Genomic DNA, 17,850 nt, shown 5'->3' with positions numbered 1-17,850 from the left:
AAATTATGGTCCGTGGCATCCTGGGGGCATGACCATCACTTTCGGCCCGGACCCGGTGCGCACGCGGGTGCGAGAACTGCTGAGCCGCCTCGATGCAGGCACCGCCCTCGGCGACCCCGACGAGACGGCACTCGTCGACTTCAAGGAGGATCCCTCGCGTCGTGGTCCGCGGGGCGAGCTGCTCGAGGGCCGGAGGGAGGACGCGGACGCTGCCAAGTTCCTCGCCAAGGAAGCCGCCTGCATGGCCAACACGCCCGGCAGTGGCGCGCTGATCGTCGGGGTCTCCAAGACGGGGGAGCTGATCGGTACCGCCTTGGACGCCGAGTGGCTGCGCTTCCGCATCTTCGAGGTCGCCGGGCGTGCGCTCACGGTGGATGTGCAGGAAGTGGTCGTCCAGGGAACGCGCCTGCTCGTCCTCTACCCGCCGGCTGCCGTCGAGCCGATCCGCATGGAGGGGCGCATCCGCTGGCGCGTCGGGGATCACTGTGCTGAGGTCGACGCCAGCACCTGGCACACGCGCCAGATGTATCGCAGGCAGTACGACTGGTCGGCCGAGGCGTCCGCTGTTCCGGTGGCAGATGTGCGTTCCTCTGCCGTCGATGTCGCCCGTGCGTTCCTCTACGACAGCGGTGACGAGCGCAGTGAGGACCTCGCCAACGCGCCGACCCCGCAGCTGCTGCGCCGGCTGAACGTCGTCACTCCGGAGGGAATGCTGACGAACGCCGGCGTCCTCGCCTTCGTGGGGCGGGCCGAGCCGTCCCTGGACTACACCCACCACGAGGTGGCCGGCGCTGACAGCAGCATCCGCGTCCACCGCGGCGGACGCTCCCTCCTGGAGGAGCTGGCGGACGTCCTTCAGGCGTTCGAGGCCCGGAACACGGTGCGGCATGTGCAGACGGGCCTGGCCGTCGGGCAGCTGCGGGACATCCCTCGGATCGCCGCTCGTGAAGCCCTGGTGAATGGGGTCGCCCATCGCGAATGGGGACAGCCGGAGGCCACCCGCGTGGAGCACATCGGCCGCACCCTGCGGGTGACTAGCCCTGGCGGGTTCTTCGGCGGGGTGGAGCCGGGGAACATCATCACCCACCCCTCGGTCTCACGAAACAGGGCCCTCACTCAGTTGCTGGCGGACCTGCGCGTGGCCGAGCGGCAGGGCATCGGTGTGGACCGCATGGTCCGCGAGATGGTGCGTCTGGGGCATCCGCGCCCGGAGATCGAGGAGATCCCCGGGCCGTATGTCCGCACCACCTTGGTGGGCGAGTCCCTGGATGAACCGTGGATGGCGTGGTTGGGCAAGGTGGAGCCGCGCCATCTCACGCAGGACGTGTCCGCCGTCCTCATTCTGCGGCACCTGGTGGAGCGGGTGTGGATCGATGAGATCAGGGCTGCCCGGCTGACCCAGGTCTCTCCGACGGAGGCGCGATCGGTGCTGGACCGACTCAGGGCGGCGACCGCCGGTGATGCCTTCCTTGTGGAGCTCGCGGCAGGGACGCCGGACGTCGCTCCGCCCGTGTGGAAGCTGAGCGACCGGGCGGAGCAGCTGCTTGCAGCGCTGGACGCTGAGGTCGGCCGCCACCGCGCGGCACCGGCACGGCGTGCCGTGGCCATGGACTTCGCGCGTGAGCGCGGGCGGATCAGCACCACCGAGCTGGCCTCGCTGGTCGGCGGCCACGCCTCCAACATGGGCTCCACCCTGCGAGCGCTGGAGGAAGAAGGACACCTGGAGCCCTCCACTCCGTCGCGTCGAGGGCGAGGCTTCTTCTACCGCTGGGTGCAGGAGAGGGCCGCGGGCGGCCCGGCGGGCGTCGAGGGAGGGGCATAACTTTCTGGACGAGAAAATTATGGCTCGCCGGTGCCGGGGCGTGCAGTCATAAATTTCGGACTCGCCTCTCCCTCGGCAGCCGGCGCGCCGGCGGCGAGCACCTCGTGTGCCGCGATCTCCGGGCTCAGCTCCGGTGCGGTGCAGCGACTACAGCATGGACGCACACGAGCTCCCAGCTAACACTCCAGATCCTGCGGCCGAACATGAGGTCTGCGAAGATCGACGCACGGGGGGGGGGGGGGATGGAAGGCGAGGGCCGGAGAGGAGCGACGGTGAACGCATGGGTGGTCCGCGCGGGACAGCGCGGGGAGAACGAACACTGGAACATCGAACATGGGCGGGTGACCGTCGGGTGGCCGGAGGTCGGGGATCTGACCTCGACCGCCGCGCGGGAGGACGTCCGCGCCCGGGTGGAGAACGCCTTTCCCGGCGACGGCGCTGCGCGCTGGGCCAACTACACCGGCCAGCTCTGGGCATTCCGGGACTCCATCCGCCCGGGTGACCTCGTCATCCTGCCGCTGAAGACCAAGCCCGGCTACGTGCAGTTCGGACGCGTCACCGGCGCATACGCCCACGACGCGGCCGAGGCTGGCTGGCACCGGAGCCACTCCCTGCCGGTGGACTGGCTGGGGGAGCCGGTCTCCAAGACCGTGGTGGGCCAGGACCTCGTCCACACCCTCAATGGCAGCCTCACCGTGTTCCAACCGAGCCGGAACGACGCCGAACGCCGACTCGAGACCATTGCTCGAGGGAAGCCCGACCCCGGGTTCACAGAGGGGCTGTCCCGTCCGGTGGCGACCCCCGCGGACCACGCCACCACCGAGGTGACGGACCCCGAGACGGCACCGACCGTCGTCGCCATCCGGGACCGTATCCGCGCCCATGTGGCCGGGGAGTTCCGCGAGCACGAGCTGACCCACCTGGTCGCGGAGATCCTCACGGTGCTCGGCTTCCGGTGTGAGGTCTCGCCGCCCGGGCCCGACGGCGGCGTGGACATCATCGCGGGCACCGGACCCCTGGGGCTGGACGCGCCGACGCTGATCGTGGAGGTGAAGTCCGAGCCGACCCCGATCGGTTCCCGGGTGTTGCGGGGGCTGCACTCTGCGATGACACAGCACCGGGCGGACCAGGCACTCCTCGTGGCCTGGGGTGGGGTGACTCGACCCGCCGAGCTGGAGTTCAAACGAGACCGCACGACCATGCGCATCTGGGACGCCGACGCGCTGCTCGATCAGCTCTTCCTCACCTACGACCGGCTGCCGGCCTCCACGCGAGCGCGGATCCCGCTGCAGCAGGTGTGGGTGCTGGAGGACGAGGGGTGACGGCGCCGGAGGTGCTGGTGGCCGAGGCGCGGGGGTGCTGCTGAACGGGTCGGTGTTCCGGGTGTGGCGGGCTGGGGCCGCGCCTGGTGGCGTCAAGGCCGTCATAGCGGACGGTGTGGAGTTTCCGAAGGGGCGGGTCTGTATGCGACCCCCGAGGTGACGCCGTCGTGCGGGCATCGGCGAATGGCCGGCCCTCCCGGCCTGTTGGGGGGGGGTGCCTCTATGGTTTTCGTCAAGCCGCGAGAGCGACTGATGATGGTGCTGGCGGGGCGGTCGGATCTTGATACAGGGTGCCATCGCGGAGCATCGCGTAGAGCACGTCGGTGCGGTGCCGGGCCAGCGCAATCAGCGCCTGGTTGTGGCGTTTGCCCTGGGCTCGTTTGCGGTCGTAGTACGCCCTGGAAGGCGGGTGTGACAGCGAAGCGAACGCTGAGAGGAACAGGGCCCGCTTCAGGCGCTTGTTTCCTCCCCGGGCTACGTGCTCTCCGCGGATCGAGGTCCCTGAGCGTCGGGTGACCGGGGCGATCCCGGCGTATGAGGCCAGATGCCCGGCATCGACGAAGTCCTTGCCCACAACTTCAGTGAGGATGCGTGCGGCGGTCCTGATCCCTACTCCGGGCATCGAGATCAGGACCGGGTGAAGAGGGTGGGCCTCCACCACAGCCTCCACCTGGGAGGCCAGTCCGGCCCGCTGACGGGTCAGTCCGGCGAGTTGTTCGGCCAGGATGGGCACCACGGTGGCCGCGGCCTGCGTGCCGGCCACGACCACGGACTGCTCGTCCAGGGCTTGGAAGATCTGCTCCGTGAGCGAGCCCGCCAGTCGTGGGGCGTGCTTGCGCAGCCGGGCACGCACATGCCCCGCCCCGGCGGTCTTCAGCTGCGCCGGGGTGGGGTACCGGCCGAGAAGGTCTGCCACGGCGGGGTGGGTGATCCTGGGCCCGAGCACGCGCTCGAGCGCCGGGTGGATCTGGGTGAGGAGTCCGCGCAGCCGGTTCGAGGTCGCGGTGATCTGCGCGGCGAGGTCGTCATCGAAACCGGCGAGCATGGCCAGCTCTGCGATCTGTTCCTCATCGACTCGGATGGAGCGCAGCGTATGGGGCATCGTGCGGGCTGCTTCAGCGATGATCGCCGCGTCCTTGGCGTCGGTCTTGGCCGAGCCGGGGTGCAGGTCAGCGATCCGTCGCATCGCCAGCCCGGGCAGGTACGCCACCTCAACGCCCTCGCAGGCCTGGGCCACGGCCACGGGCAGGGCCCCAATCGTGGCCGGCTGGTCCACCACGAGCAGCACCGGCCCGTAGGTGGTGGTGAGCTCGGCGAGGATGCCGCGTAGGCGGGTCTCGTCGTTGGGCAGGGCCTTGTCGTAGACCTTCTTCCCGGCCGCGGTGAGGGCCACGGCGTGGTGCTCGGACTTGCCGACGTCAAGGCCGATGAACACGGCTGGGGGCTGGACTGTCATCGCGGTCGTCCTCCTGGGCTTGCGGGGGCCATGAGTGTGCTGGCCAGCTCCAGTGGTGATCACGCTCGGCATCCACGTTACGAAGGGCCCCGGTGAGGGGCTCGCGCCTCTATCAGCGATCCGTGGTCACCAGACCGGTCCTCGGTGACAACACCCCCCGGATCATGCAGTCGACTGGGGGCAACGATCATGCCGAGGACCGGCTGGCCGGCACCTGCTCATCCTGATCGATGGAGGAGCCACGAGAAAGGTAACGGGGGCTGGGAGCATCGGAGCGATCAACTCCCACTGGGCGTCGGAGAGCATCTCGAACCGGGACACGTCTTCGAGGAGGCCAGCCGACCCCTGGATTCATTGTCAGACGCGCCCGGGCCTCAGTACGCCTTGGCCTCCATCCAGGCGAGCACATCGAAGACGCGGAGGGTGGTCACCTCGGCGGGGAGGGCCGCCGCGCACCGGTAGGACTCGAGGTGCTGCCAGATGGTCCGCTCCTGGGCGGAGAACTCCGCATGGAGCAGTGCCCGGCCCACGTAACCGTCCTTTCGGGTCTCATGGAAGACGGTCCGGCGCAGGTCGGAGTCGATGATCGGGAAGAGACGCGGCCGTTTGCGCGCAAGAAGCTTGGAAGCGATGGTCGGACCCACGTCAGCGAGGCCTTCCAGCGCCTCGTAGAGCTCGTACACCGGTGCCATGTCCTTGCCGGACGGGTCCGGGTCGACGTCGATGAAGTCGCGGTCCGGACCGACGGCCTCCAATAGCCCAGCGAAGCGCTCCCTCTGGGTGATGAGCAGATGCACGACCGCATGACCCGGCACTGGCGTGTTCAGCAGGGCGGCGGAGGCGACGTCGTCGGAGGTGAACACGTTCGCAGACGCTGCGCGCGTCCCGCTCGGGTCGAACCCGTCCCATCGGCTGCCGATGAACTTGCAGGGCGTGAAGTAGTGCCCGAGGAGGTCGACGGCACGCTCGGTTTGATCGGAGACGACGGTGCGGGGCAGGTGCAGCTGGGGCGCGGTCATGGCTTCCTTTTCCAATAGAAGGCGTCACGGTGATTGTGGCTGTGGGCTCATCGCAGCGGAAGGGAGATCAGGGGTCCTCGGCAGAATGGGGTCCCATGGAGTCCACCCAGCCCTTCGTCCTCTCCCTCGGGGCCGTCCTAGCGGCCGCCAGCCTCGACCCGCACGACGTCCTGGCCATCCGCCACACCTACAAGGCATCGGGGCTGCCATCGCGGGTGGCAGCCACGCCGGAGCGCGTGCTCGCCTACACGCGGGAGCAGCACCACGTGGGGAAGTTCCCGAAGGAGCCCGCCCACCACTGGCTGATCTTCATGGGGGAGGGCGGGCGTCGTTCTCGCCTCACCGCCGTGTACGAGAACCGCGGGGAAGCCGTGGCTGAGCGCACGGAGCGGCACAATTTCTTCCGACAGATGGCCGAAGCGCTGCCGACAGCACCGGAGCGGCGTGCCGCGTTTGAGGCGGAGGGGTGAATCGCGTGTCAGGTCTGGGCCGTAGGTCCGCGGGCCCCGTCACCACTTCGGACGGCACCTGCCTGCATGTCCTCGACTCCGGCGGCACCGGGCCGGCGGTTCTCTTCCTGCACGGCCTGGCCGGGTACGCGGGGGAGTGGAGGCAGGTCACCGAGCGCCTGGCCGGGTCCTGCCGGGTCGTCGCGTTCGACCAGCGCGGCCACGGCGCCAGCACCCGGCGCCCCGCGGACCTGAGCCGCGCGGCCCACGTGGGCGACGTCGTCGCCGTGGCCGATGCGCTGGGACTGGAGACGTTCACCCTGGTGGGTCAGTCCATGGGCGCGCACACCGCCCTGCTCACCGCGGCCGCCCATCCGGCGCGTGTGGGGCGACTCGTGCTGATCGAGGGCGGTGTCGGCGGGGAGGGGCCCGAGGCCACCGCCGACGTCATCGACTGGTTTCGCGCCTGGCCCGTCCCCTTCGCCACCGCGGACGACGCCGTCGCCCACCTCGGCGGCGGACCCGCCGACCGGGTGTGGGCCGAGGGGCTCGAGGAGACGGACGCGGGCTGGGTGCCGCGCTTCGACGTCGACGTGCTGGAGGCCGCCCTGCGGCCCCTCCACGAGCGGGCCCGGTGGGAGGAATGGGCGCGGATCGCCGCGCCCACGCTGCTGATCACCGGGGAGGACGGGTACGTGCCCGCGGGGGAGCTGGACGAGATGCGGCGGCGGCGCCCGGAGGTGCGGCACGTGCAGGTGCCCGGCGCGGGGCACGACGTGCACCTGGACGCGCCGGAGCGGGTGGCCGAGCTCGTGCGGGGGTTCGCGGCCTGATTGATCTGGGGCAGGATCACCCCATGGACCACAAGCAGATCCTCCACGACGGGCTGCGCCGCCAGCGTGCGGCCCTCCTGCAGAAGCTCGAGGGCCTCAGCGAGCGCGACGCCCGACTGCCGCGCACTCCCACCGGCACCAACCTGCTGGGACTGGTCAAGCACGCCGCCGTCATCGAGCTGGAGTACTTCGGCGAGACGTTCGGCCGCCCCGCCGAGGTGCAGCTGCCCTGGGCGGCGGCGGGGCAGCCGGAGGAGGACAACGTGGACATGTTCGCCGCCGAGGGTGAGTCCCTCGAGGACGTCCTCGAGTTCGCCCGCGGCTGCTTCGCCCACGCGGACGCGACCATCACGGCCCTCGACGCCGACGCCCCCGGGCGGGTGGCGTGGTGGCCCGACGACAAGGCGGAGGTCACGCTCGCGCAGATCATGACGCACGTTGCCCTGGACGAGGCCCGGCACGCCGGCCATGCGGACATCCTGCGGGAGCAGATCGACGGGCAGGCCGGCCTGCGCGCCCCGGGGAACAACCTGCCCCCGTGGGACGCCGACCGCTGGGCCGCCCACGTGGACCGTCTGACCGCCATCGCGGAGGGGGTCGGGACCGGCGGCCTGAAGCGGAATTGATGGCACACGCCGCCCGTCCCGACGCTGGGCCTACGCTGTGGCCATGACGAGTACCCCTGCTGCTGCCGTCCCTTCCGCGCTCCGGCGTTCGTTCGATACGTGGGTTGCCGCCGGCAAGCCCGCCGACGAGCCCACCCGCTGGTCCATCGACCACTGGACGGCCCACGTGCCCGACCTGCCTGCCTGTCTCGAGTGCGAGCCGCTGACCCGCGCCGTTGTCACCGGCTACGCCGCGAAGGTGACCGCCGAGGACCGCGCCGCGCAGCGGGACGCCTTCATCGCCACGATGGTGTGGGGGTACGGGCGGGTCGGCTACGGCCCCTCCCGGGTGGAGCGCATCATGGCGCAGCCCGGGTTCGAGGACCAGCTCGCCGACGTCACCCGCATCGCCCTCGAGCAGGGCGGGCCCGCGGCCTTCGAGCATATCCGCCAGCAGCGCAAGACTGGGGCCGGCTGCCTCAAGCACCTCGGCGCGGCTTTCGGCACCAAGTACCTCTCCTTCCTCACCAAGGCTCACCGGGGGTCCGACATCGCCCCCGTCCTCGACTCGGTTGTGCGCGCCTGGTTCGCCGAGCACGCGAAGGACGTCGACGTCCGGATCGGCGACGGCTGGACCTATCCCGACAGGTATCGGACATACGTCGAGGCCATGCAGGCGTGGGGCAGGGAGCTCGGCGTCGACGCCGACGACGTCGAGCGGCTCATCTTCCTCCAGCAGCAGGACGCCACCCAGGGGTCCTGGCGGGAGAGCTGGAGCGCCGCCGCGGCGGACCCGGAGGCCGGCGAGCTGCTCGACGCTCTCCGCCTCGTGCTGGCCGATCTGGGCGCCGGGGACGACGCCGAACCCCACCTGCGGGCGCTCGAGGACGTCATCGCCGACGCGGAGGACCGGGCGCCCGACGAGGCATGAAGTCGGCCGGCCGACGTTGTGGGGGAGGGCCATGAAGGCGCTTGCTATCATCCAGTGATATCAGTCGGCCTGTCGCTCAGAAGGAGGAGCCCGTCATGGCATCGATCATCGTGCGCGGACTCGATGATGACGTGAAGCGGCGACTCGCCGCCCAGGCCCGGTCTCACGACCGCTCCATGGAGGCGGAGGTGCGCGCCATCCTCACCCGGGAGGTCGGCCGTCCCACGCTCGCCGTCGCGCTCATGGCCGCCGCGGACCAGGTCGGCGGCCTCGACGATCTGGAGATCCCGCCCCGGGGCGACGACGCCCGGGCGGTCGACTTCGGATGATCGTCCTGGACACCAATGTGGTCTCCGAGCTGATGCGCTCCGCCCGCGACCGGCGCGTCGAGGCGTGGGCACGGGGCCTCACCGTGGAGACCGCCATCACGGCCATCACCCTGGGCGAGCTCCTCGCCGGAGTGCGACGCCTGCCCGAGGGGACGCGGAAGGACCGCCTGTGCTCGCTCGTCCGGGATGTCACCGCCCCCTATGAGGCCCAGGGGCTCGTCCTGCCCTTCGATACCGCCGCGGCCGACCAGTACGCCGAGGTCCTGCAGGGGCGGCGCGAGCGCGGCCTCCCGATCGCCACGGCGGACGCCCAGATCGCCGCGATCTGCCGCGCCCACGGGGCGGTCTGCGCCACCCGCAACGTGAGGGACTTCGTGCACACCGGCGTCGAGCTGCTCAATCCCTTCGAGTGATCGGCGCCGCCATGACGCGCCTGCTCCCCGGGGACTCCCTCACGCTCGACCTCGCACCCGAGGATCCGGCCGACCTCCTCGCCCGCCTGCGCGCGGCAGGGGTCGCGATGAACGAGTCCGCTGAGCGCCTGATCGCCGACGCGCGGGTGTGTGCCGCGGTCCCCGAGCGGGTGACCGTCGTCGATCGCACGCTTGCCGAGCTCGGTCTGCCCGACGGCGGCACCCTCCCCGAGCTGCGGCGGGCCGTTGCGGCGGCGGGACTGCGGGAGTGTCCGCCCGCCGTCGCCCCGCTGCTGCGCCTGGCCACCCTGGGCCAGGCGAACGCGCCGGACTCCATGCTCCGGCACGGCTGCGCGCCCGCCGGCTCCGCGCATGTGCTCAGCCCGTCCCTCAGCGACGAGCCCGGCGTGCACCGCGGCCTGTACCTGCGCGTCGTGGACCACGTCCCGTGGCTGCGCGGCTTCGCGTGCGACGACCTCCATGTCTTCGGCCGCGAGGACCGCTGGATCCTGGCGCGGTGAGGGGCGCGGCGATCTGCCCAGACCCTTCCATCGGCCTGGCAGCGACACGGAGTTCTCAGGTGCTACACTGAACTCACTACATCCCCCACGCCTCTCCACGATGCGCACTTGGGGGATTTTTCTTTGCCTGGCGCCGCTTTGTGCCGGAACGGGAGGGTGAAGTGGGACGGACCATGCGGGCACGGGGGTCGGAGACCTTCGCAAAGCCTCCGCTCTCCCACGAGCGGATGCTCGGGCAGCTTGAGAGCCGGGGGCTCGTGGTTCCGGACCGGGATCGCGCTCTCCGATACCTGCGGCACCTCGGGTACTACCGGCTCTCCCCCTACACGATCCCCTTCCAGGGGGAGCGATCCACTCACACCTTCGCCCCCGGTGCCGAGTTCGACGACGTCCTGGACCTGTACGTCTTCGATCGCAAGCTCCGGCTTCACTGCCTCGACGCCCTCGAACGCGTGGAAGTCGGGGTCCGCGCAGCCCTGACCGACCACATGTCCACGACCTATGACGACGCCCACTGGTACATCGACGCCGCGCACTTCCGCGACCGACAGCGGCACGCGGACCTCCTGGACATCGTCCGCCGCCTGGTACGGGGCCGGTTGATGGGGTTGGCCGAGTCCGGTCACGACCGGATCCACCACCCCTCGGCGCTGGAGCACTACCTGATGACGTATCGGAAGCCGGAGCTGCCCCCGTCCTGGCTCATGGTGGAGTCCCTGACCATCGGGCAGCTGGCGGGCCTGTACCGCAACCTCGCGCGTCGCTCAGATCGTGTGGCGGTGGCGGCCAGCGTGGGGTCGACCGACACGGTGCTCACCTCGTGGCTGCAGGTCTACGTGCGCGTGCGGAACATCTGCGCCCACCACGGCCGCCTCTGGAATGTGGGCCTCGGCGTGACCCCCATGATCCCCAAGTCACCCGCCATCTCGTGGCTTTCCGGTGCCGAGGCCGTTCCCGAGGCGTCCCGCCAGCGTCTGTACCCGGTGCTCGTCTCGCTCCAGTCCCTTCTGGACACGGTCTCGCCGCGCAGCCGCTGGGCCGACCGCCTGTACGAGCTCCTGCATGACAGGCCCGAGATGAACCTCCACGGGATGGGCGTTCCGGTGGGCTGGTCCTCGGATCCGTTCTGGTCTCGTCACCTCCGATGAGCGCGGCCGGTGCGGGAGTCCTTCATCCCGGGGAGACGGCCGCGGCCCGCCGCCGTCGTCGGGAGGATCTGTAGGCTGACGGCCCGTGAGGATCGAAATGGAGAGGTTCCGCGTCCGCGCCGGCAAGGAGGAGCGCGCCCGCGAGTGGATCGCGTTCCTGCGGGAGAACCCCGAGGCGTTCCGCGAGACCCTGGAGCCCGAGCGGATGTACGTGGAGACGATCTTCTCCGAGACCGTCGGGGACGCCCTGTACCTGTGGTGGTACACCCTCCAGGGCGAGGACGGCGCCGAGCTCAGCGACTCCACCCACTGGCTCGACGAGCGCCACGCCGCCTACTGGGGCGAGTGCATCGACCCCGACGAGCCCAGCCTGCTGCTCACCCCCGAGGTGCACATGAGCCCCGAGCGCGTCGAGGAGGCCATGCGGCCGCTGGGGGAGTGAGGCGGGCGCGCAGAACCCGGCTGACAGCCGGCCCGTCTCCCCGGCAGAGTGACCTCATGACCCCCTCGCCCTTCACCGCGGTCGCTGGCACGTTCTACCGCGCCGTGGACGCCCGGTTCGTCGATAGCGCCCTTCGCGGCTCCCGCTCCGCCGGTCGGTACTCGCCGCCGGACGCACCCACGCTCTACCTCAGCTCCTCACCGGAGGGAGTGGACGCGGCCATGGTTGCTCACACGGACGCGACCACCCCGCCGCGCGAGCTGCTGACCTTCGACGCCCACGCCGAACGGATCGTGGATCTGCGCGACGCCGAGGCGCTCGCGGCCCTCGGCATCGACCTCGCCGACGCCATGGCCCCGTGGAAGCCGGCCGCGGAAGTGGGGGAGGAGCCGTCGTCGTGGGCGGTCCGCCGCCGCCTGGAGGAGGCCGGCGCGCACGGGCTGATCGACCCGTCCCGCACGGCCCCCGGGCTGTGGCACCTCACCCTGTTCCGCTGGAACGAGGGCGGAGCGCCCCGGGTGACGCGTGCCCCGGGCGGTGTCACTGCTGGCTCTGGAGCATCTCCACGACGTACCCGATGAACAGGGCGAGGGGGAAGCTGACGACAGCCAGCGCGCCGGACAGCAGCGCCAGCAGAACGCGTTTCGCCACAGCGAAGCAGAGCGCGGACAGTGCGTAGCAGCCGATGATCAGGGCGAAGAAGGCCATCGTCTCCCGAAGCGTCTCCGAGCCCGTGATCAGCAGGAGAACCAGGATGCCGGTGGAGACAGCGAAGGCGGCCAGTCCCGCGATGGTGAAGGCTCCCGTTCGCGTCATGGCGTCGATCCTATGTACGCGGTGAGGGTGAGTTGTCCGGGCCTTCACTCGTCTGGCCTCAAGTCCAATCCCCAGCATCACCGTCGGCGCCGTCGGCCGCGCCTCGCTCTCGGACTGGGAGCAGGAATGCAGCGGTGACCCGATCGCCGTGGGGGAAGTCCACGAGCTGATCCTGCTGCCTTCCCGGGGAGTGAGTCAGGCTGGACCCCTGGCCTCTGCAGGCTGGGTCGTCACCTATCACGACGACGGCAGCCCCGCCGGGTCGATCCCGTTGCGTCGTGTGCGGGCCGTGGTGAGGGCGGCACACGAGGTGTGGCCCTCGGGGCGGCTCGCCGAGATCGACCGCGTCCCCGGCCACGCTGACCTGACGATCCTTGAGCCGGAGGAGGCCACCGGCCTCGGCATGGGGGAGGTCGTCTACGTCGGCGCCTACGAGCCGGTGCTCCCCGAGACTCCCCGCCCTGACAAGTGGCTTCTCGACCTGGAGATCCTCGAGGATCTCGGTCCGCACACCTGGTGAGCCTCACGAGTCCATCCCCTCACGGTCTCGAGCTGCATGGGGTGAGCGTCGAAGTCCGTTCGTCGTCATAGATGGCCCCTCACTCCCGGTCGCTCGCGAGCATCGCGTAGACGAGGGTGTCCGTCCACTCGCCCTTGCTCCACAGGTCCTGCCGGTGGTGTGCCTCTCGACGCATCCCGAGCGTCTCGGCCAGTCGGGCGGACGCCGTGTTGCGGGCATCCATCTGTGCCACCACCCGGTGCAGGCCAGACGTCTCGAACCCCAGGTCCAGCAGCGCAGCCGCGGCCTCCCGGGCGAAGCCTTGACCGGCATGCCGCGGATCCAGTGCCCAGCCGATCTCCGCGACACCGCGCTCGCGGTCCGTCAGCCACAGGATCACGTCACCCACGGGGACGCCCGCGTGCTCCACCACCAGGGACACCGCCCCGGACGGGCCGCCGAGGTCGTCCCACGTGATCCGCTTGGCCAGCTTCGCCCGCGCGGTCACCTCGTCCCAGGGCTCGTCCAGCAGGTGGCGCACCACCTCGGGCTGCGTGTACATCTCCTGCAACCAGCCGAGGTCGTCCTCCCGGTGCGGCCGCAGCGTCAGCCGCACGGTGGGCAACGGCCAGTCAGGGGCGCGGCCGCCCGCAGCCGCGCCCTCCTTGCGCCCCGCCGGAGGCGGGGCGTCGACGTCGGCGGGGACCGGCGTCGTCGTGCCGGACGCCCAGTCCTGGCGCAACATTGCGTAGGCCACGGACGCGAGCGGCTCGCCGCCGTCCACGGGCCAGCCGCGCCGGTAGTGCGCCTCCTTGACCCAGCCGGCCCGGCGGAAGGTGCGCAGCATGGGGACGTTGTCCTCGCGGGTCTGGCCCTCGAAGCGGTCCACCGCGGGCATCGTCTCGAAGACGTGCCGGGTGAGCGCGGTGAGGATCTGCGCGCCGAGCCCGCGCCCGCGGAACCGCTCCGCCACGCGCAGGTCGAACAAGGGGGTGGGGTCCGTGAGGTCCTCCAGGCGCACCACGCCGACGCGGCCGTGCTCGGGATGCTCGATCCAGAAGGCGCGGTGGTCCTCATCCTCCCAGGCGCCGCCATCGACGGCCTCCTCCGCCTCCGGCCGGGTGACGCGCGGGCGCGTGTGGAACGGCCACGCGTTCTCGGTGAGCAGGGCGACGAGCGCGTCCCGGTCGGCGCCTGCCGGGTCGAGCGGAGTGAAGGTGACGTCCATGGGGCCAAGAGTAGGGGAGGAGACGTCACCGCCGCCCGTTGCCGTGACCCCATGGCCATGCCCCTCCTCGACCTCGCGGCGCACCGCGCGAGGAAGCCCGGGACGCGCAGGCCGAGATCGGCTGGACCATAGCCCCGGCCCACGCCGGCCGGGGCCACGCCACCGAGCTGGCCTGTGCCCTGCTGGACCTCGCCTTCGCGGGCCTCGGTGTCCGACCCGTGGAGGCTCACGCCTTCGCGGACAACGCGCCCATCCCGCGCGTGATGGAGAAGGTCGGCCTGCGCCACGAGGGCACCTTCAAGGAGGAGTCACTGCACCGCACCCGCTGCTGGGTGGACGGCGTCACTTGCGCGATGCTCGCCTCGGGGCATCGGGCCCGGGGCTGACGGCTTTCCACCTCACGACGCCCAGAGTTACGCAACGCTCTAGACATAACGTTGCGTAAGTTTGTGGCATGAGCAACGATCCGCGCCCGACCCCGTGGGCCGTCGGCTGGGAACAGCGCCCCTGGACTGCGGACCCCGACGACGTCGGCGTCGTCACCCGCCGCGCTCGCGTGCGCGCGTCGGGCCCGTATCGAGCCGCGCTCCCGGCCCGCATCGCCCGACTCGGGCTCGACCTGCCCTCCGATCTGGCGACCGAGGTCGAGGAGGCGACGGCCGCCGTCGTGCGCTTCGACGCCGAGATCAGCCACGCCCTCCCGGGGCTCACCGGCGAGATCGCCCCGATCGACGCGGTGCTCCTGCGCACTGAGTCCGCGTCCTCCTCGCAGATCGAGCACATCTCCGCGGGCGCGCGAGCCCTCGCCCTGGCGACTCTCGGCGAACGCACCCGCCCGAACGCAGCGCTCGTGGCGGCGAACGTGAGGGCCATGGGCGCTGCTTCCCGGCTGGCCGCCGACCTGGACGAGCCCGCCCTGCTGGCCGCCCATCGTGCCCTCATGGACGGTCAGGAGCATGCCCGGCCGGGCGCCTACCGCGATGCGCAGGGGTGGATCGGGGGCGGGGCGCCCACGCCGCACACGGCGCAGTTCGTCCCGCCCCACCCGGAGCGCCTGCGTGCCGGGATGGACGATCTCTTCGCCTACCTGCGACGCACGGACGTACCCGCCCTCGTGCAGACCGCCATCGCGCACGCCCAGTTCGAGACCATCCACCCGTTCGCGGACGGCAACGGCCGCACCGGGCGCGTCCTCGTGCACGCCGTGTTGCACCGGGCCGGCGCGATCACCCGTATGGGGGTGCCCCTCTCCGCGGGACTCCTCACGGACACGGCCGGATACTTCGACGCCCTCACCGCCTACCGCGACGGCGACCCCGCGCCCATCGTGCGCCGCTTCGCACAGGCCGCCCTGGCCGCCGTCGGCAACGGCCGAGAGCTCGTCGCGGACCTGGACGAGGCCCTGACCGGCTGGCGCGAGCGGCTCACCGCCCGGCGGGACGCGGCGGTCTGGCGGGCGCTCGCGGTGATCATCGCGCAACCCGCCGTGACCGTGGACCATCTGGCCCAGGCGCTGGGTGTCTCGCGCCCGGCCGCCCAGCGGGCCGTGGACCAGCTTGTCGAGGCCGGCGCTCTGCAGGCCGTGTCCGCTCAGCGTCGGAACCGGGTGTGGCTGGCCACCGAGGTGCTCGCCTGTCTGGACGAGTTCGCCGCGCGTGCGGGCCGGCGTGGCTGACGGGGGCGGTCTACAGGGTTGACCAGCCTCAGTGCCGTATGTAGTGCCCCGGCCATCCGGGCGGGCATCGGGTTGCGGGCGTCCATCTGCGCCACCACCCGGTGCAGGCCGTACGTCTCGAACCCCAGGTCCAGCTGGGACACCGACCCGGCAAGGACCGACGTCGTCGTGCCGGACGCCCAGTCCTGTCGCAGGACCGCGTACGCCACGGACGCGAGCGGCTCGCCGTGCCTACGGCGAGCGCGCAGGAGCTGCTGGAGCGCCTCGGGACTCAGATCGCGGCTGACAGCCGTCCCGCGTGCCCGCTTCGACAGGCGCCGGCAGCTTGGGCCCCTCCCCACCCGGACCCCTTCCGAGTCCGACACAATGCATACATCCATGCATGCATCTGATTATCCTGGCCCGCATGACTCCACTCTCCGACCCCTTATGGGGCAGTCGTGCCACGGCTGCCGGACGCCTGGCCCACGACGTCGCCTGGCGCATCGTCCGCGGTGAGATCGCCGCGGGGGAGATGCTCACCGAGGTCCAGCTCTCCACGGAGGCCGGCATCTCCCGGACGCCGGCCCGGGAGGCCCTCCTCCAGCTCGAGCGCTGGGGCCTGGTGCGGCTCCTCCCCAAGAAGGGCGCGGCCGTGCAGGCCCTCACGCCGCAGAGCGTGGCCGACCTCACGGCCCTGCGCGGCCTCCTCGAGTCCACCGCCCTCGCCACGGTCGCCGCGCGGCCCGACGCCGTCGGGCCCCTCGTCGCCACGCTCGCCGCCAACCTGGAGCAGCAGCGCGCCGCCCTGGACGCCGGCGACCTCGCGGCGTTCTCCGCGCTGGACGTGCGGTTCCACCGGGACGTGATCGCCACGTGCGGCAACGCCGCCTTCGACGAGGTCGTGCGCACCTTCGCCCCCCGCCTGGCCCGCCTGATCCACGCCGCCACCGGCGGATCCGTCGACGCCGCCCGCCGCCTCCTCGATGGGCACGCCGAGATCTGCGCTCAGCTGGCCGCCGGGCGCGCCGCGGACGCCCAGCGCGCCCTGCAGGCGCACCTCGACGCCGCGGGGAGCGGCGTCGTCCCCGGCCTGCCGCCCGTGGGCCCGTCCGAGGCAGGTGAACCCCGATGATCGAGGGCCTGCTGATCCTGCTGCTCTGCCAGCTGGCGGGCACGCTCGCGGCCGACACGCTGCACCTGCCGATCCCCGGGGCCGTGCTGGGCATGCTTCTGCTGCTCGGCCTGCTTGCGTGGCGCCGGCCGGCCGAGGACGCGCCGGTGATGACGGCGAGCCATCACCTGCTCCAGCACCTGCCGCTGCTGTTCGTCCCGGCGGGCGTCGGCGTCGTCGCGGTGCTGGGCCTCATCGGGGAACACCGGGCGCTGATGCTGGTCGGCTTCGTGGTGCCCTGGCTGCTGGGGCTGGTGGTCACCGCCGGCGTCGCCGCCCCGCTCGCCCGCCGCCTCACGGACAAGGAGGACGCACGGTGAATGCCGCCGAACTCACCGATTCCCTCACCGAGGCCTGGGACGCGCTCCTGCACACACCGCTGTTCGGCGTCGCGCTGACCCTCGCCGTCGCCGTGCTCTCCCGCCGCCTGTGGCTCGCCGCCCGGCAGACCGCCCTGCTCACGCCCGTGCTCGTGACGATCGTGCTGGTGGCCGCGTTCCTGGCCCTGACCGGCATCGACTACGAGACCTACATGATCGGCGGCAGCTACCTCACCTTCCTGCTGGGCCCCGCCACCGTGGCCCTCGCCGTCCCCCTCTACCGGGCCGGCCCTGACATCCGGAAGCTGCTGCTGCCGGTCGCCGTCGGGGTCACCGTCGGCTCGCTGACCGCCATGGTGAGCGCCGTGCTGATCGTGCGGGCGATGGGCGGGGACGCCGCGCTGGCCGCCACGTTCGCCCCCAAGTCCGCGACGACGCCGATCGCCATGGCGGTGGCCGACGCCGGCGGCGGGATCGTCTCCCTCGCCGCCGTGCTCCCCGTGCTCACCGGCGTGCTCGGCGCCGTGTTCGCCCCCTGGGTGCTCGACCGGCTGCGCGTGCGCGACCCCCGCGTGCGCGGTCTGGCCATCGGCGTGAGCTCCCACGGCATCGGCACCGCCCGCGCCCTCGCCGAAGGCCCGAAGACCGGTGCGTTCTCCGCCCTCGCCATGGCCTGCTCCGGTGTGCTCACCGCCCTGCTGGCCCCGCTGGTGCTGGCGATGACGGGGTGAGGGGCCGGGCGGCCGCCCCCCGGCCGGGCAGCCGCCTCGACCCGCTCCGGCTGCGGCGGCCTCCTTACCGTGTCCGCCCCGCCTGCCAGCCTGGTCCTCTTCCTTCCCCGCGGGCCGCCCGCCGGCCCTCGCAGGCGC

20 protein-coding genes and 3 pseudogenes are annotated in these 17,850 nt (G+C 71.6%); 18 read left to right on the top strand and 5 right to left on the bottom strand.

Annotated elements, in window-relative coordinates:
* Nucleotides 1–28 precede the first annotated feature (28 nt).
* Together MA879_RS01055 and MA879_RS01050 are read left to right on the top strand one after the other, a co-directional pair.
* Entirely contained in the window at nucleotides 29–1,822 is a 1,794-nt protein-coding gene (locus tag MA879_RS01055) for an ATP-binding protein (RefSeq protein ID WP_248122531.1), read from the top strand.
* Nucleotides 1,823–2,094: 272 nt separating this feature from the next.
* Nucleotides 2,095–3,144 (top strand): restriction endonuclease, encoded by a 1,050-nt coding sequence (locus tag MA879_RS01050; protein WP_248122528.1) that lies wholly within the window; start codon nucleotides 2,095–2,097, stop codon nucleotides 3,142–3,144.
* A gap of 232 nt (nucleotides 3,145–3,376) precedes the next feature.
* Here the strand turns inward: MA879_RS01050 and MA879_RS01045 are convergent, their stop codons facing one another.
* Together MA879_RS01045 and MA879_RS01040 are read right to left on the bottom strand one after the other, a co-directional pair.
* Entirely contained in the window at nucleotides 3,377–4,600 is a 1,224-nt protein-coding gene (locus MA879_RS01045; protein WP_248122526.1) for an IS110 family RNA-guided transposase, read from the bottom strand.
* Between the two features lie 374 nt (nucleotides 4,601–4,974).
* Nucleotides 4,975–5,619: a DUF6308 family protein gene (locus MA879_RS01040; RefSeq protein WP_248122524.1), complete on the bottom strand. Its 645-nt coding sequence runs from the start codon at nucleotides 5,617–5,619 to the stop codon at nucleotides 4,975–4,977.
* Between the two features lie 95 nt (nucleotides 5,620–5,714).
* Here MA879_RS01040 and MA879_RS01035 point away from each other — a divergent pair, with 95 nt between their 5' ends.
* The 10 genes from MA879_RS01035 to MA879_RS00990 all read left to right on the top strand — a co-directional run bounded on the left by MA879_RS01035 (nucleotide 5,715) and on the right by MA879_RS00990 (nucleotide 11,871).
* Complete coding sequence (locus MA879_RS01035; protein ID WP_248122522.1) at nucleotides 5,715–6,089, top strand: hypothetical protein; 375 nt, start codon at nucleotides 5,715–5,717, stop codon at nucleotides 6,087–6,089.
* Between the two features lie 5 nt (nucleotides 6,090–6,094).
* Nucleotides 6,095–6,901 carry an alpha/beta fold hydrolase gene (locus tag MA879_RS01030; protein WP_248122520.1) on the top strand — a complete coding sequence of 269 codons (807 nt, stop codon included), beginning with the start codon at nucleotides 6,095–6,097 and terminating at the stop codon, nucleotides 6,899–6,901.
* Nucleotides 6,902–6,924: 23 nt separating this feature from the next.
* Nucleotides 6,925–7,527: a DinB family protein gene (locus MA879_RS01025; protein WP_248122518.1), complete on the top strand. Its 603-nt coding sequence runs from the start codon at nucleotides 6,925–6,927 to the stop codon at nucleotides 7,525–7,527.
* Nucleotides 7,528–7,570: 43 nt separating this feature from the next.
* Nucleotides 7,571–8,437: an 8-oxoguanine DNA glycosylase OGG fold protein gene (locus MA879_RS01020; RefSeq protein WP_248122516.1), complete on the top strand. Its 867-nt coding sequence runs from the start codon at nucleotides 7,571–7,573 to the stop codon at nucleotides 8,435–8,437.
* Between the two features lie 95 nt (nucleotides 8,438–8,532).
* On the top strand, nucleotides 8,533–8,766 hold the full coding sequence (locus MA879_RS01015; protein WP_248122514.1) for a FitA-like ribbon-helix-helix domain-containing protein: 234 nt from the start codon (nucleotides 8,533–8,535) through the stop codon (nucleotides 8,764–8,766).
* On the top strand, nucleotides 8,763–9,179 hold the full coding sequence (locus MA879_RS01010; RefSeq protein WP_248122512.1) for a type II toxin-antitoxin system VapC family toxin: 417 nt from the start codon (nucleotides 8,763–8,765) through the stop codon (nucleotides 9,177–9,179). Before MA879_RS01015 ends, MA879_RS01010 begins: the two co-directional genes overlap by 4 nt.
* Nucleotides 9,180–9,190: 11 nt before the next feature.
* Nucleotides 9,191–9,700, top strand: a complete 510-nt coding sequence (locus MA879_RS01005) for a hypothetical protein (RefSeq protein ID WP_248122510.1) — start codon at nucleotides 9,191–9,193, stop codon at nucleotides 9,698–9,700.
* 227 nt (nucleotides 9,701–9,927) lie between these two features.
* A complete protein-coding gene (locus tag MA879_RS01000; protein WP_248122507.1) occupies nucleotides 9,928–10,848 on the top strand; it encodes an Abi family protein in 921 nt (306 codons plus the stop codon).
* A 97-nt stretch (nucleotides 10,849–10,945) separates the two neighbouring features.
* The gene (locus MA879_RS00995; RefSeq protein ID WP_248122505.1) at nucleotides 10,946–11,290 is read left to right on the top strand and encodes a DUF6176 family protein; all 345 of its coding nucleotides are present in this window, start codon (nucleotides 10,946–10,948) and stop codon (nucleotides 11,288–11,290) included.
* A 56-nt stretch (nucleotides 11,291–11,346) separates the two neighbouring features.
* On the top strand, nucleotides 11,347–11,871 hold the full coding sequence (locus tag MA879_RS00990) for an RES family NAD+ phosphorylase (protein ID WP_248122502.1): 525 nt from the start codon (nucleotides 11,347–11,349) through the stop codon (nucleotides 11,869–11,871).
* Here the strand turns inward: MA879_RS00990 and MA879_RS00985 are convergent.
* Entirely contained in the window at nucleotides 11,831–12,106 is a 276-nt protein-coding gene (locus MA879_RS00985; protein WP_248122500.1) for a hypothetical protein, read from the bottom strand. The two genes, MA879_RS00990 and MA879_RS00985, sit on opposite strands and share 41 nt — an antisense overlap.
* Before the next feature lie 190 nt (nucleotides 12,107–12,296).
* Here MA879_RS00985 and MA879_RS00980 point away from each other — a divergent pair, with 190 nt between their 5' ends.
* Nucleotides 12,297–12,626 (top strand): hypothetical protein, encoded by a 330-nt coding sequence (locus tag MA879_RS00980; RefSeq protein ID WP_248122492.1) that lies wholly within the window; start codon nucleotides 12,297–12,299, stop codon nucleotides 12,624–12,626.
* Between the two features lie 79 nt (nucleotides 12,627–12,705).
* Here the strand turns inward: MA879_RS00980 and MA879_RS12595 are convergent.
* Nucleotides 12,706–13,158: pseudogene (locus MA879_RS12595) on the bottom strand (GNAT family N-acetyltransferase); the annotation flags it as partial.
* Nucleotides 13,159–13,305: 147 nt separating this feature from the next.
* Nucleotides 13,306–13,833: pseudogene (locus MA879_RS12590) on the bottom strand (GNAT family N-acetyltransferase); the annotation flags it as partial.
* A gap of 110 nt (nucleotides 13,834–13,943) precedes the next feature.
* On the opposite strand from MA879_RS12590, the pseudogene MA879_RS00965 reads away from it, so the two are divergent.
* The 5 genes and pseudogenes from MA879_RS00965 to MA879_RS00945 all read left to right on the top strand — a co-directional run.
* Nucleotides 13,944–14,219 (top strand): annotated as a pseudogene (locus tag MA879_RS00965) (GNAT family N-acetyltransferase); the annotation flags it as partial.
* 68 nt (nucleotides 14,220–14,287) lie between these two features.
* On the top strand, nucleotides 14,288–15,508 hold the full coding sequence (locus MA879_RS00960; protein WP_248122490.1) for a Fic family protein: 1,221 nt from the start codon (nucleotides 14,288–14,290) through the stop codon (nucleotides 15,506–15,508).
* Nucleotides 15,509–15,914: 406 nt separating this feature from the next.
* A complete protein-coding gene (locus MA879_RS00955) occupies nucleotides 15,915–16,622 on the top strand; it encodes a GntR family transcriptional regulator (protein WP_248122488.1) in 708 nt (235 codons plus the stop codon).
* On the top strand, nucleotides 16,619–16,981 hold the full coding sequence (locus MA879_RS00950; protein ID WP_248122486.1) for a CidA/LrgA family protein: 363 nt from the start codon (nucleotides 16,619–16,621) through the stop codon (nucleotides 16,979–16,981). The genes MA879_RS00955 and MA879_RS00950 overlap by 4 nt, the downstream gene beginning before the upstream one ends.
* Entirely contained in the window at nucleotides 16,978–17,712 is a 735-nt protein-coding gene (locus MA879_RS00945; protein WP_248122484.1) for an LrgB family protein, read from the top strand. Before MA879_RS00950 ends, MA879_RS00945 begins: the two co-directional genes overlap by 4 nt.
* Nucleotides 17,713–17,850: the final 138 nt, after the last annotated feature.

The organism is Micrococcus lacusdianchii, from assembly GCF_023155805.1.
GTDB classification, from domain to species: domain Bacteria; phylum Actinomycetota; class Actinomycetes; order Actinomycetales; family Micrococcaceae; genus Micrococcus; species Micrococcus lacusdianchii.
The sequence above is the reverse complement of the archived record's forward strand: the minus strand, read 5'-3'. Positions and strand labels throughout refer to the sequence as shown.